General features: G+C 43.5%; 15 protein-coding genes and 1 pseudogene. 4 read left to right on the forward strand and 12 right to left on the reverse strand.

Translation table 11 applies throughout. The annotated features are described in order from the left end of the window. Positions 1-53: 53 nt before the first annotated feature. The 8 genes from gldA to LRS05_RS05035 all read right to left on the reverse strand — a co-directional run bounded on the left by gldA (position 54) and on the right by LRS05_RS05035 (position 7,110). Positions 54-953, reverse strand: coding sequence for a gliding motility-associated ABC transporter ATP-binding subunit GldA (gene gldA / locus LRS05_RS05000; protein ID WP_257867311.1), 900 nt, complete (start codon positions 951-953; stop codon positions 54-56). Positions 954-1,057: 104 nt separating this feature from the next. Continuing rightward, positions 1,058-2,107, reverse strand: a complete 1,050-nt coding sequence (gene queA / locus LRS05_RS05005) for a tRNA preQ1(34) S-adenosylmethionine ribosyltransferase-isomerase QueA (RefSeq protein ID WP_257867312.1) — start codon at positions 2,105-2,107, stop codon at positions 1,058-1,060. Positions 2,108-2,205: 98 nt separating this feature from the next. Continuing rightward, a complete protein-coding gene (locus LRS05_RS05010) occupies positions 2,206-3,450 on the reverse strand; it encodes a 3-phosphoshikimate 1-carboxyvinyltransferase (protein ID WP_257867313.1) in 1,245 nt (414 codons plus the stop codon). Further along, the gene (locus tag LRS05_RS05015; RefSeq protein ID WP_257867314.1) at positions 3,451-3,777 is read right to left on the reverse strand and encodes a nucleotide pyrophosphohydrolase; all 327 of its coding nucleotides are present in this window, start codon (positions 3,775-3,777) and stop codon (positions 3,451-3,453) included. Further along, entirely contained in the window at positions 3,777-4,229 is a 453-nt protein-coding gene (dtd, locus tag LRS05_RS05020) for a D-aminoacyl-tRNA deacylase (RefSeq protein WP_257867315.1), read from the reverse strand. Before dtd ends, LRS05_RS05015 begins: the two co-directional genes overlap by 1 nt. Further along, the gene (gene rsgA, locus LRS05_RS05025; RefSeq protein ID WP_257867316.1) at positions 4,229-5,197 is read right to left on the reverse strand and encodes a ribosome small subunit-dependent GTPase A; all 969 of its coding nucleotides are present in this window, start codon (positions 5,195-5,197) and stop codon (positions 4,229-4,231) included. Before rsgA ends, dtd begins: the two co-directional genes overlap by 1 nt. A 16-nt stretch (positions 5,198-5,213) precedes the next feature. Next, a complete protein-coding gene (locus LRS05_RS05030) occupies positions 5,214-6,299 on the reverse strand; it encodes a bifunctional 3-deoxy-7-phosphoheptulonate synthase/chorismate mutase type II (RefSeq protein ID WP_257869234.1) in 1,086 nt (361 codons plus the stop codon). A 79-nt stretch (positions 6,300-6,378) separates the two neighbouring features. Continuing rightward, a complete protein-coding gene (locus LRS05_RS05035; protein WP_257867317.1) occupies positions 6,379-7,110 on the reverse strand; it encodes an SIMPL domain-containing protein in 732 nt (243 codons plus the stop codon). Positions 7,111-7,196: 86 nt separating this feature from the next. On the opposite strand from LRS05_RS05035, the gene kynU reads away from it, so the two are divergent. The 4 genes and pseudogenes from kynU to LRS05_RS17595 all read left to right on the forward strand — a co-directional run bounded on the left by kynU (position 7,197) and on the right by LRS05_RS17595 (position 10,461). After that, positions 7,197-8,474, forward strand: coding sequence for a kynureninase (kynU, locus tag LRS05_RS05040; RefSeq protein WP_257867318.1), 1,278 nt, complete (start codon positions 7,197-7,199; stop codon positions 8,472-8,474). Between the two features lie 77 nt (positions 8,475-8,551). Next, positions 8,552-9,638, forward strand: a pseudogene (locus LRS05_RS05045) (agmatinase family protein). Further along, positions 9,639-10,280 (forward strand): zinc-dependent peptidase, encoded by a 642-nt coding sequence (locus tag LRS05_RS05050; RefSeq protein ID WP_257867319.1) that lies wholly within the window; start codon positions 9,639-9,641, stop codon positions 10,278-10,280. Between the two features lie 22 nt (positions 10,281-10,302). Continuing rightward, positions 10,303-10,461, forward strand: a complete 159-nt coding sequence (locus LRS05_RS17595; RefSeq protein WP_374707785.1) for a zinc-dependent peptidase — start codon at positions 10,303-10,305, stop codon at positions 10,459-10,461. 47 nt (positions 10,462-10,508) lie between these two features. On the opposite strand, the gene LRS05_RS05055 is transcribed toward LRS05_RS17595, so the two are convergent. Genes LRS05_RS05055 through LRS05_RS05070 form a run of 4 tightly spaced genes read right to left on the reverse strand, consistent with a single transcriptional unit; the run spans position 10,509 to position 12,613 of the window. Next, complete coding sequence (locus LRS05_RS05055; protein ID WP_257867320.1) at positions 10,509-11,012, reverse strand: DinB family protein; 504 nt, start codon at positions 11,010-11,012, stop codon at positions 10,509-10,511. Positions 11,013-11,053: 41 nt separating this feature from the next. Further along, the gene (locus LRS05_RS05060) at positions 11,054-11,485 is read right to left on the reverse strand and encodes a VOC family protein (protein ID WP_257867321.1); all 432 of its coding nucleotides are present in this window, start codon (positions 11,483-11,485) and stop codon (positions 11,054-11,056) included. 21 nt (positions 11,486-11,506) lie between these two features. Further along, a complete protein-coding gene (locus tag LRS05_RS05065; RefSeq protein ID WP_257867322.1) occupies positions 11,507-12,040 on the reverse strand; it encodes an SRPBCC family protein in 534 nt (177 codons plus the stop codon). Between the two features lie 12 nt (positions 12,041-12,052). Continuing rightward, positions 12,053-12,613 (reverse strand): dihydrofolate reductase family protein, encoded by a 561-nt coding sequence (locus tag LRS05_RS05070; RefSeq protein ID WP_257867323.1) that lies wholly within the window; start codon positions 12,611-12,613, stop codon positions 12,053-12,055. Between the last annotated feature and the right edge of the window lie 2 nt (positions 12,614-12,615).

A 12,615-nucleotide genomic window follows, 5' to 3' on the forward strand; every position in this document is an offset into this window, starting at 1 on the left:
ATTTCAATAAAAACCCGCATCATTAGGTGCGGGTTTATTTTTTATCTCAGGATTTATTTCTTCTTGGTCATCTCGCGGAACACTGCTTCAAGGTTTTTGTTTTTTTGGTTTAGCTGCAGGGTTTTCAGTCCGTTCTGCTGGGCAAAATCAAACAGGGCAGGGCGCATGTCCTTCGTGGTGCTGAATGTTAGCTCCCAAGTTAGGTCATGAACGTTCACCGCATTTACCAAATCAGGTAGTTGACTAAGTAATTGCTCTTCCACACGCAGGTCAAATTCAACCTCAATTACCTGCTCTTTATCAGCGGTAATATTTTTAAGTTTTTTATCGGTAACAATCTTTCCGTTGTTTATGATTATGATACGGTCGCAAATCGCTTCTACCTCTTGCATAATGTGCGTGGAAAGAAAAACCGTTTTGTTCTTGCCAATGTTACGGATTAGGTCGCGTATTTCGACAATTTGGTTAGGATCTAGGCCGGTGGTAGGCTCATCCAGTATAAGCACTTCAGGGTCGTGTAAAAGCGCCGTAGCGAGCCCTACACGCTGGCGATAACCTTTAGATAGTTCACCGATTTTTTTGTGTGCTTCCGGCGTAAGGCCTGTAAGCTGAATTACCTCATCAATACGCTGCTTGCCAACTTTATAAATGTCTGCATTAAAGGCAAGATACTCACGTACGTACAAATCCAGGTACAGCGGGTTATGCTCAGGCAGATAGCCAACAGACTTCTGCACATTCTTTTGCGCCGATGACACATCATGCCCGTTTACCTCGGCAGTACCTTCATCGGTATTGAGGAATGTTGTAAGGATTTTCATCAATGTAGATTTACCGGCGCCGTTGGGGCCTAGGAATCCGACAATTTCGCCCTTATTTACAGAAAATGAAACAGCATCAAGCGCTTTTTGGGCGCCATAGCTTTTTGAAATATCCTTAACTTCAATAGACATGATAGCTTATTTTGAACAAAAATAACGAGAAAAGGGGAATGTTCGTGTACGTACAATAAAAAAGCGGCTTATAATTAGCCGCTTTAAATATTGCTATATGGGATTTACAAAATCAACATCGCATCACCGTAAGAGTAGAAACGGTAGCCTTCTTTAATCGCTTCGTCATAGGCTTTACGCATAAGGTCATGGCCCATAAATGCCGATATCATCATCAGCAGGGTTGACTTCGGTGTATGGAAGTTGGTAACCATACAGTCAGCCACGCTAAAATCATATGGCGGAAAGATGAACTTGTTAGTCCAGCCTACATAAGGGTTAAGCGTTTTGTTTGAAGACACTGAACTTTCCATGGCGCGCATGGTTGTAGTTCCTATAGCGCAAACACGTTTTTTACCAAGTTTCGCTTTATTAACAACATCACAGGCCTGTTGTGTAATGATAAGCTCCTCGCTGTCCATTTTATGTTTTGAAAGGTCTTCCACCTCAACCGGATTGAATGTGCCAAGGCCAACATGCAGTGTAATTTCAGCAAAGTCTATACCTTTTATCTCAAGCCTTTTCAGCAGGTGCTTAGAGAAATGGAGGCCGGCAGTTGGTGCAGCTACAGCGCCCTCTTCTTTAGCATAAATTGTCTGATAACGTTCGGCATCTTCAGGAACCACTTCACGGTTTATGTACTTAGGGATAGGTGTTTCCCCTAATTCGTTCAGTTTCTTGCGGAATTCATCATACGAACCATCATACAGGAAACGAAGCGTACGGCCGCGAGATGTAGTATTATCAATAACTTCAGCCACAAGAGAATCATCATCCCCAAAATACAGCTTATTTCCAATCCGTATTTTACGGGCAGGGTCAACCAGTACATCCCAAAGGCGCTGCTCGCTGTTCAATTCCCTTAATAGGAAAACTTCAATCCTCGCGCCGGTCTTTTCTTTGTTGCCATAAAGGCGTGCAGGGAAAACCCTGGTATTATTGAGTACCATAACATCACCTTCATCAAAATACTCAATGATGTCTTTAAAAAGTTTGTGCTCTATTGTGTTATCCTTCCTGTTTACTACCATAAGGCGGGCTTCGTCCCTGTTTTCAACAGGATATTCAGCAAGAAGTTCTTTAGGCAGGTTAAAATTGAAGTTTGATAATTTCATGTTTATAAGGTGATTGCCGATTTGCGTCAACCGGCTGCAAATATACTATCGTGAAACAGGCGTTGTCAAGTGTTTTGCAATATATTTATATAAACGGCTTATGTCGTTTCAGTTACAAACCCCAATACCTGCAAATCTTCCCAAAAATTCGGGTAAGATTTTGATACCACGTCTGCATCTTTTATTATAATCGGAGCTTTAACAGCAAGTGGGGCAAACGCCATGGCCATACGGTGATCGTTGTAAGTTTCGATAGCAATATTTTCACTAATTTCTGCGCTAGTACTTAAAATAAGGCTGTTGCCTGTTATTGACACCTCGGCACCGCATTTTTCAAGTTCAGTTTTTAATGCCGAAAGCCTGTCGGTTTCTTTGATTTTGAGGGTGTGTAACCCGGATAAATGGCAGCCTATCCCCATTCCGAAACAGGTAATTGCTATTGTCTGAGCGATGTCAGGAGTGTTGTTAAGATCTAGATGTAGCGTATCGGGTTTTGGGTTTGATGCTTTGGTGAGGATGACGGTGTTTCCGGTAAAAGTTGTTTCCACACCAAAAGCTTCATAGATTGTTGCTACAGCGCTGTCGCCCTGCAAGCTGTTCGCCCTGAATGATGCCAGCTTTACTGATGTGCCGATATCCGAAAGTGCTATGATAGAATAATAATAAGATGCCGAACTCCAGTCGCTTTCAATTATGATTTCAGATTGATGATTTAAGATTTCAGATTTAGGGGAAATTATAATTTTCTTTCCTGAAAAATTTACGGTGAAACCCAATTCACGCAAAAGGTTTACAGTCATTTCCAGGTACGGGCGCGACGTGATTTCACCATCAAGCTGTAATTCTAAACCATTTTTAAGTTTTGGAGCTATTAGCAGCAATGCCGTTATATATTGGCTGCTTACATTAGCATTGATGCTGATTTTGCCGCCTTCCAGCCTTTTGCCTTTTATTTTTAACGGAGGATAACCTTCGAGACCCGAATATTCTATTTCGGCACCCAAAGCTCTGAGCGCATCAACCAAAACACCTATTGGGCGTTCCTGCATCCTCTGTGAGCCGGAGATTGTAACTTCCCGGCCTTCCCGCTGCGCAAAGTAAGCGGTAAAAAAACGCATGGCCGTACCTGCATGATGTACATCAATAAAATCAGAATCAGATAATAATGCCGCTCTCATCACGGCGCTATCATCTGATTCTGATGCATTTTTTATTTTGATGGAAGGGTATGAAGGGTATAGGGCCTGCAACAGCAATAGGCGGTTTGTTTCGCTCTTGGAGCCGCTTATAGCAATCGATTTACCTGAAATCAAGCCATTCGGAAGGCTTACCCTTAAATTCATTTATTTTAGTTTTTCGTTGTTGTGGTGGCGGTCATGGTCACGCTTGCTTTTCAGGGCCATCTTTTTGTCAAAAGCCTCCTGAAGGTTAACACCAGTCTGGTTGGCCAGGCACAGTACTACGAAAACTACATCGGCAAGCTCTTCCCCCAAGTCTTTGTTTTTGTCGCTTTCCTTTTCACTCTGTTCGCCATATCTGCGGGCAATGATGCGGGCAACTTCACCAACTTCTTCCGTAAGCTGGGCCATGTTGGTAAGTTCGTTAAAATAGCGCACACCGTGCTCATTTATCCAGCTGTCTACCTCAAGCTGGGCATTTTGTATGTTCATTACTCTTTATTTTTAGTATCGATAATTATTGTTACGGGTCCGTCATTTAATAAGGCCATTTTCATATCGGCGCCAAACTCACCGGTTTGTATTGGCTTGCCTAAGTCTTTCTCAATTCTCTTTATAAAAACCTCATAAATTGGAACTGCCACCTTCGGCCCGGCGGCTTTTATGTATGATGGTCGGTTGCCTTTTTTGGTTTGGGCGTGAAGTGTGAACTGGCTTACAACAATAATATCACCATCAACATCCTGCACAGATAAATTCATGACGCCGGCATCATCGCTAAAAATACGCAGCTTTACAATTTTAGCGGAAAGCCATTCAATGTCTTCTTGCGTATCTGCTTCTTCAATTCCCAACAAAATCAAAAGCCCTTTGCCAATTTTTGATTTTACCTTACCGTTGATGGTGACAGATGCTTCGGTTACACGTTGTATTACAGCCCGCATTATATAGGGTCATTAGTTTTTTCATCACCGTAAATATCGGTACGGTAGTGTTCGTCTTCACCTTCAAGAATCTGCAGGTAACTTCGGTATCGCGACCATGCAATTTCATCATTCTCCAGTGCTTCTTTCACGGCGCAGTGTGGCTCTTCTTTATGCAGGCAGTTATTGAATTTACATTGGTCTTTCAATGCAAAGAATTCAGGGAAGTAATCGCCAACCTCATCTTTTTCCATATCTACCACGCCAAAGCCGCGTATACCGGGCGTATCAATAATTTTCGCGCCAAAGTCAAGGTCAAACATTTCCGCAAAAGTGGTGGTGTGTTGTCCCTGAGAATGCTGCTCAGAAATCTCTTTAGTTTTAAGATTTAGGTCAGGCTGGAGTGCGTTTACCAGGGTAGACTTACCCACACCCGAATGGCCAGAGAACATGCACACATTACCTTTCATTTCCTCGATAAGCTTGTCTATTCCTTTATGTTCTGTCGATGATATCCGCAGGCATTTATAACCAATCCTGTCATAGATGAACTGCAGGTACAGCTGTTCATCAAGCATAGTATCATCAAACGTATCAATCTTATTGAAAACTAAGATTGCCTCAATGCCATATGCTTCAGCTGTTACAAGAAACCTGTCGATGAAACTTGTTGTGGTAGGAGGGTTGTTTATTGTTACCAGTAAAAAAAGCTTGTCAATATTACTGGCAATGATATGCACCTGCTTAGAGAGGTTTACCGATTTACGGATGATATAATTCTTCCGCTCATGTATTTTTGTAATAACGCCGGTTATGGCATCGCTCTTCTCGTCAAGTTCAAAATCTACTATATCACCCACCGCAACAGGATTAGTGCTCTTGATGCCTTTCATCCTGAATTTTCCCTTGATGCGGCAGTCATATACTTCGCCCTCTTCCGTTTTTACAGTGTACCAGCTCCCGGTAGATTTATAAACAAGTCCTGTCATACGGTAAAGATAGTCATTACTCCTTATTGATAATTTGCTCCTGATGGTTAATGCTCTCCTGGTGGATTGCCCTGAAAAGCTTAAGTATAAAATCTTCACCTAAATTTTGTGCCTGGCCTTCGCGTTGCATTTTTTCGAGGATAGATTTCCAGCGGTTGGTTTGCAAAACCGTAACATTGCAGTCTTTTTTAAGCCGGCCTATCTCATCGGCAATCTGCATCCGTTTTGCAAGAAGTTCAATTAGCTGGGTATCCTGTACATCAATTTGCCTCCGAAGTTTTTCCAGTTCACTGTTAAAGGCTTCTGTCTCATTAGTCTGCTCACGCAGTACTAGTTTATCCATTATTTCTGCAAGCCTTGCAGGAGTCACCTGCTGCGCCGCATCACTCCAGGCTGCATCAGGCTCAGGGTGTGTTTCAATCATCAGGCCGTCATAATTCAGGTCAAGAGCCTGCTGAGATACCTGCTGAATAAGTTCGCGCCTGCCCGTAATATGGCTGGGGTCACAAAAAATCGGCAGGTGCGGAAAACGCTGGTGCAACTCAATCGGCAGTTGCCATTCAGGCTCATTGCGATATTTGGTTTTTTCGTAAGTTGAAAAACCGCGGTGTATCACGCCAAGTTTTTTAATTCCGGCGTTGTAAAGCCTCTCCAGGCCGCCAATCCATAACGCGAGGTCGGGGTTTACAGGGTTTTTAAGCAATACAATTTTATCAGTATTAGCAAGCGCATCGGCTATTTCCTGAACCACGAAGGGATTTACGGTGGTCCGCGCGCCTATCCATAATACATCAATATCATGCTCAAGCGCCAGTTTTATATGGTTGGCATTGGCTACCTCAACTGCCATTAGCATACCCGTTTCGGCTTTCGCTTTTTGCAGCCATTTCAGGCCTATGGCTCCAACACCTTCAAAACCGCCGGGGCGGGTACGTGGTTTCCATATTCCTGCACGGAAAATTTTTATACCTGCAGCTTTAAGCTGCCGGGCAGTTTCAAGCACCTGCTCTTCGGTTTCGGCACTGCACGGGCCTGCAATAATCAATGGCCTATGCTGATGCAGGTCATCAAGCCATCGGCGTAATGTAGTGTCATTTTCCATATTTATCATCAGCACAAATTTACAGCAATAAATTTGTGGCGGGCAATAAATTTGGGTTGATAAGTTATATCAGCACATCTTAGTTGGCTTGGTAGGCCAGCTTAACAGTGATATTGGCAGTTTTCTTTTTAGATGAAGTATTAAATGAGCCGCCCCATGAATATTCTTCAGATGAGTTCTGGGCAATAATCTGGAAAACGCCCATTTCGCTTTTCTTGAGGCTTCCAAGAGATGAGCCTGCATTTTCTGCAATGCTTTCTGCCCTGGCGTGTGCATCTTTTGTAGCTTCAGCAATCATTTTTATCTTTAGTTCGGCCAGTTTTGTATAATAATATTCAGGAGGTGTCGAGTAAAACTCGACGCCTGAATTTATTAGTTGTGTGACCTCACGTGATATGTTTTCTACCTTGTCAACTTCTTTTGACTCTATCGTCACAGTCTGCGAAAGCGAAAATCCGCTAAAGGTTTGCTGCCTTACGCTGCCGTTCTCGCCATACTCATAGTTAAATTCTTTGTTTATTGACACAGCCGAAAAAACAATTTCTTCCGGCTTGATTCCTTTTGAAGTAAGATATTGTTTTATTACCTCACGGTCCTGGTCAAGTGCCGAGTATGCGTCTTTCAGGGCATAGCTCTTGCGCGTAAAAGACCCGCTCCATACAATAAGGTCAGATACAAAATCCTGCTTGCCCAAACCTGTAACACTAATAGTGTCATTTGCCTGGTTGCGATTTTTAAAAGCATTTGAAAACAAATATGCTGCAATTACAACGGCAAGTGCAGCAACAATGGTGTGGGTTAGGTATTTCATGACATTTTTATTGTAAAAATACATTTTTCAGCATAACGTGGTACTGCCATATTTAGTATTTTTACCCACACAACAAACAAACAGACATGGAATTTCAAAATACGCGCGAGTTTGCAAAGCAGCTCGATGCACAGGATAAACTGGCTAAATACCGTGATGAATTCATTTTTCCGCACGTAAATGGCAAGCAGGTAATCTATTTTACCGGCAACTCCCTCGGGCTTCAGCCGAAGCGTACCAAAGCTTATGTAGATGAGGTAATGAACGATTGGGCAAAGCTGGCGGTAGAGGGCCACTTTTATGCTGACAAGCCCTGGTGGGACTACCATGAGCGTTTCTGCAACCCGCTAAGTAAGATTGTTGGCGCACTGCCAAGCGAAGTGACCGTAATGAACACGCTTACGGTAAACCTGCACCTGCTAATGGTGACATTTTACCAGCCGACGGATAAAAAGTACAAGATTATATGTGAGGAAAAAGCTTTCCCGAGCGACCAGTACATGCTGAAAACTCAGGTTAAATTCCACGGATATGACCCTGCCGATGCTATTGTTGAAATAAAGCGCCGCGAAGGGGAGCACAACATACGCCTTGAAGATGTACTGGCAAAGATTGACGAAGTTGGCGATGAACTCGCCCTGGTGCTTATGGGCGGCGTAAACTACTATACGGGCCAGGTTTTCGATATGAAAACTATTACTAAAGCCGGGCAGGACAAAGGCGCATATGTGGGCTGGGACCTTGCCCATGCCGCCGGAAATATAAAACTGGAGCTGCATGAATGGAATGTAGATTTTGCCGCCTGGTGCAGTTATAAATACATGAATTCAGGGCCTGGGAATGCATCAGGAGCTTTTGTGCACGAAATGCACCATAACGATTTAGACCTTCCACGCTTTGCCGGATGGTGGGGGCACAACAAAGAGCGCCGTTTTTTAATGGAGCCTAATTTTGACCCCGTGCGTGGCGCTAATGGGTGGCAGTTGAGCAACCTCCCGATATTATCACTTGCGCCTTACCTTGCATCAGTAGAAATGTTTGATGAGGTTGGCATGGATGCTCTTATCAAAAAACGCGATTGCATTACCTCTTACCTTGAATTCATATTGCATGAAATAGATAAGGAAGTTGACAGTACATTTGAAATCATCACACCATCGAACCCTGAAGAAAGAGCCTGCCAGCTTTCGGTGTTCCTCCATGGCGAAGGCCGCCCGCTTTTTGAATGGTTGATGAAAAACGGGGTGATAACCGACTGGCGCGAACCCAACGTAATCCGCCTGGCGCCTGTGCCTTTATATTCTTCTTATGAAGATATGTATGAATTTGGGCAGAAGCTGAAAGAGGGAATTCTAGCTACATAGTTAATTTGTGGATTTGTGAATTCGTTAATTTGAAGTTACTCATGCCGAATAAACGAATTACAAATCAACGCATCAACATAAAAATGAAAGACGAAAAAATACAGAATTTTGACCCTAGCCAGCCGGGCCTTGCCGATGCGAGCATATTCGGGTTGCCGTTTACCGCTGAAGAAAGTGAAATCATAATAATCCCTGTACCCTGGGAAGTGACCGTGAGCTACGGAGCGGGCGCCAGTGAAGGGCCGGAAGCAGTGCTTGAAGCATCTTTCCAGGTTGACCTGCACCACCAGGAATTCCCTGAGCTTTGGAAATTGGGCATGTATCTTGACACAACAGACCAAACTGAAGAATGGGCATCAAAAAGCGCAAAGTACAAAGCTATGGCGCAGCCCATAATAGAGGCTTTGGAAAGAGGCCATAAAATCGAAGAAGACCTCGTGCTAAAGCGTGATCTTGATACCATAAATGAAATTTGCCGCGAATTTATTGATGAGGTAAAAGAGCGTACACAATACTGGATAGCTCAAGGTAAGAAAGTAGTGCTTCTTGGCGGAGACCACAGTACGCCTCTGGGCTATTACGAAGCTCTTGCTGAACATCATGACAACTTTGGCCTGCTTCACCTTGACGCCCACATGGATTTCAGGATTGCCTATGAAGGGTTTTACCTATTCGCATGCATCTATAATGTACAACGCGCTGCAACTGCCGCAAATAACCAACATTGTGCAGGTAGGTATACGCGATTTTTGTAAAGAAGAAGTTGAAGTGGTAGAATCGCAGGGCAGCCGCGTAAAAATATATACAGATCGCGACCTTAAGGCTGAAAGTTTTGATGGAATAACCTGGAAACAGCAATGCGAAAATATCATAGCACAGCTTCCGCAGAAAGTGTGCATCAGCTTTGATATTGACGGCATGTACCCGTGGTACTGCCCTAACACAGGTACGCCGGTACCGGGCGGATTTTCATTTGAGCAGGCAGCCTACCTTTTTTCAAAACTGGCAGAATCAGGTAAAGAAATCATTGGTTTTGACCTTGTTGAAGTTGCACCGGGCGATGATGACTGGGATGGCAACGTGGGCGCACGCATGCTTTTCCATATGTGCGGTGTGCTGGCTAAAAACAATGGCATGCCTACAGGCGAGGCTATCAGGTTTTAAATGGATGCCCTGATTGTAATTGTGACGCTTATACTGGTGCTGTTTTTATTGATATGTTTTATCATATTCATATTTTCAGCAATAGTTGAGCCGGCATTTATTATGGCTACAGGGAGGCCGGCCTACGTGCATCTTTATCCTTTTCCTAAAAGGCTTGAGCCGGGCCTTGACGCCATTCTGATGCGGGATTTTCGTTTCTACAGAAACCTTACACCCCGCCGCAAGAAATATTTCAGGCACCGGGTGGCCAGCTTTATGGAAAATTATCAATTTGCCGGCCGCGAAGGAATGGTGGTTACAGATGATATTAAACTTAAGATAGCTGCAACTGCTGTGATGCTTTCTTTCGGGATGCGCAATTACCTGCACGATGGCTTTTCAACTATACTGTTGTATCCTGACATATTTCTTTCTGCAAACGGTGTAGATTACCACAAAGGTGAATTTAACCCGATGGCAGGGGTTGTAGTTTTTTCATGGAAGCATTTTCAGGAAGGTATGCAATATGACAATGACAACCTGAATCTTGGCCTGCATGAGTTTGCACATGTAATGCATTTTGATGCCGTACGCAGGAGCAGGAGTACTACGGGAGCTATATATGTAGATATGTTCAGGGGAGATAATAGCTTACGCAAATAACACTACAAACAGAGAGCGCCTTATAGCATCAGGCTACCTTCGTGATTATGCCTACACCAACCAGTTTGAATTTCTGGCGGTAGTATTGGAGCACTTTTTTGAGACCCCGACAGAATTTAAACAAAGATTCCCTGAATTATATGGTATGGTAAAAAGGATGATCAACTTCAGGGAAGGGTAGTCAGTTTTCAGTCACAGTAATCAACTGGACACTGCGACTGAGACTGCCTACTTAACATTGCTACGAATATTTTTAATCTGCCTGTTATGCCTTTGGTTGTGGTATGCCAGGAAATGCACCAGTTCAAGTTTAGTAACACCTTTTAAGGGATGGCCGTCTTCCAGTGGCGGAACAGTTTCTAAATTCGTATTAATAGCGGCTTCAACCGCGATTTTCTTTACGTCTTTTAATGATTCAATCAAATCCTGCTTATCAAATTGTTTATCTTCAGGTACAATATATTCCGGAGACTGCATCTTGATATCCATATTGCCCATTAGCTCTTTAAACTCGTCTACCTGCTGGCCGGCAGGCCTGTTTGCCGGTTCAGCCGGAGCATTGAAGAGTTTGTCAAGCCCTGCAAGCGACAAGTAAATGTGCCTTGCAACCTGCGCCGCGGTCCAGCTACCTGCAAACGGAACTTTGTTAAGTTCTTCCTGATTGAATGATTCTATCAGCGCTGCTGTATTGTCGAGCGCTGAGCCTAACTCGTTTACAATTTCTTTTGACATAGTTTATAAAATTAAGGCAGGTTTTTAGCCTGCCATATTACTTAGCTTTCCTGCTGCCTGCGTTTTTCGTCATAACTTATCATCCACGAAATGCCGAACTTATCTGTAAGATGGCCGAAATAGTCACCCCAGAACATGTCATCCATAGGCATTTCTATCTTAGCACCGTCAGACAATGCGTTAAAAATCCGGTCGGCATCTTCCCGGCTGTCAACACTCACACACAACGATACAGCTGAACCGAATGTAACCTGCGGCATAGATGCAGGCACATCTGTACCCATTAGCATAGAGCTGCCCACAGGAAGCGCAACATGCATTACATGGTTTTGTTCCACTTCAGGCATGTCTTCACAACCCGGAGTGTCTTTAAAGCGCATAAGCATAGGGAAGTCGCCGCCAAAAATTGATTTGTAAAAATTAAAGGCTTCTTCGGTGTTGCCGTTAAAATTCAGGTACGGATTGATAAACATAACTATTCGTTTTTAGATTGATTATTTTTCAAGTTTCTTTTTAAGGTTTTCAAGGCTTTCCTGCATATCGCCGGCAAGCATATTCTCCATCAGCGGGTTCATGACATTTAAAGGCCACGCACTGTCATCGCCCACCATACCCCATGTTACTTTTGTCGTATTAGCATCAATAGCCTCTGTGGTAAAATAAGCTTTCATGCTGCTTTCCATCGGGCGTTTAAAACGTAAGTCAACATCAACTCTTTGGTTGGGCACAATCGCTGTAATTTCCTGTTCGCCTGCACCAACATCGTCATTGCCATCCCAGGCATTTTTAAACCCGACTGTACCATCTGTCCCTTCAAACGTTTGCTTTTTGTTCATGTCTGCCATGTTCCATTTGCTGTAATAGTCCTGGTTTTTCAGGTGGCTCACATAGTTAAATACTTCGCCGGCAGGCTTGTTAATTGTTACTTCAGCTTTAGTTGCGAAGTCTTTAGGTATAAAGATGGCAATGATGAGCAATAAGGCGATTATGCCAGCCAGAATCAATAAAATTTTCTTTAGAATTTTCATTTGTACGTTAGTTTATAGTGTAGAATAATGCAATACTGTAATGCCGCAACTAAAGGTTTTAGCTTCAATAAGCTTCAACTTTTGCGGAGACTCAATCAGGCTGAAAATAGGCATGCCTGTGCCGAGTATAGTTGGGTTTATAAAAAGATAAAATTCATCTATCAGCCCTTCTCTAATGAGTGATGACACAAACTCTCCGCCACCATAGGCCATAATATTTCCGCCGTTACTGTTTTTCAGCTCATTTACATTAGCTACGAGCTCATTTGCAATACGTGTCCTTTCCCATGGGCTGCTGCTCATGCTACGGCTAAACACTACTTTAGGGGTCTGCGTAAATTTCTCTGAGCCGTTGGTGGCAGCGTCAGGCTCTTTGGCGCGTTCTTCCCAGGTCGGGATAAAGCCTTCTGCAAGTTTACGGCCCAGTAAAATTGTGTCTACCGGCCTTGTGATTTCGCTTACATAAGCATTTATATCATCCCCCCAATTCCATTCTATCCAGTCCATTGCACCCTGCGGCCCGGCTATGAAGCCATCGACAGATATCTGTACCTGAAGCTTAAGTTTTCTCATTT

Source organism: Flavobacterium sp. J372 (assembly GCF_024699965.1).
Lineage (GTDB): Bacteria > Bacteroidota > Bacteroidia > Flavobacteriales > Flavobacteriaceae > Flavobacterium.

What these genes read in the sequence shown, in the direction of transcription:
- gldA (WP_257867311.1), bottom strand. Translation starts at nt 953, where the DNA reads ATGTCTATTGAAGTTAAGGATATTTCAAAAAGCTATGGCGCCCAAAAA.
- queA (WP_257867312.1), bottom strand. Translation starts at nt 2,107, where the DNA reads ATGAAATTATCAAACTTCAATTTTAACCTGCCTAAAGAACTTCTTGCT.
- LRS05_RS05010 (WP_257867313.1), bottom strand. Translation starts at nt 3,450, where the DNA reads ATGAATTTAAGGGTAAGCCTTCCGAATGGCTTGATTTCAGGTAAATCG.
- LRS05_RS05015 (WP_257867314.1), bottom strand. Translation starts at nt 3,777, where the DNA reads ATGAACATACAAAATGCCCAGCTTGAGGTAGACAGCTGGATAAATGAG.
- dtd (WP_257867315.1), bottom strand. Translation starts at nt 4,229, where the DNA reads ATGCGGGCTGTAATACAACGTGTAACCGAAGCATCTGTCACCATCAAC.
- rsgA (WP_257867316.1), bottom strand. Translation starts at nt 5,197, where the DNA reads ATGACAGGACTTGTTTATAAATCTACCGGGAGCTGGTACACTGTAAAA.
- LRS05_RS05030 (WP_257869234.1), bottom strand. Translation starts at nt 6,299, where the DNA reads ATGGAAAATGACACTACATTACGCCGATGGCTTGATGACCTGCATCAG.
- LRS05_RS05035 (WP_257867317.1), bottom strand. Translation starts at nt 7,110, where the DNA reads ATGAAATACCTAACCCACACCATTGTTGCTGCACTTGCCGTTGTAATT.
- kynU (WP_257867318.1), top strand. Translation starts at nt 7,197, where the DNA reads ATGGAATTTCAAAATACGCGCGAGTTTGCAAAGCAGCTCGATGCACAG.
- LRS05_RS05050 (WP_257867319.1), top strand. Translation starts at nt 9,639, where the DNA reads ATGGATGCCCTGATTGTAATTGTGACGCTTATACTGGTGCTGTTTTTA.
- LRS05_RS05055 (WP_257867320.1), bottom strand. Translation starts at nt 11,012, where the DNA reads ATGTCAAAAGAAATTGTAAACGAGTTAGGCTCAGCGCTCGACAATACA.
- LRS05_RS05060 (WP_257867321.1), bottom strand. Translation starts at nt 11,485, where the DNA reads ATGTTTATCAATCCGTACCTGAATTTTAACGGCAACACCGAAGAAGCC.
- LRS05_RS05065 (WP_257867322.1), bottom strand. Translation starts at nt 12,040, where the DNA reads ATGAAAATTCTAAAGAAAATTTTATTGATTCTGGCTGGCATAATCGCC.
- LRS05_RS05070 (WP_257867323.1), bottom strand. Translation starts at nt 12,613, where the DNA reads ATGAGAAAACTTAAGCTTCAGGTACAGATATCTGTCGATGGCTTCATA.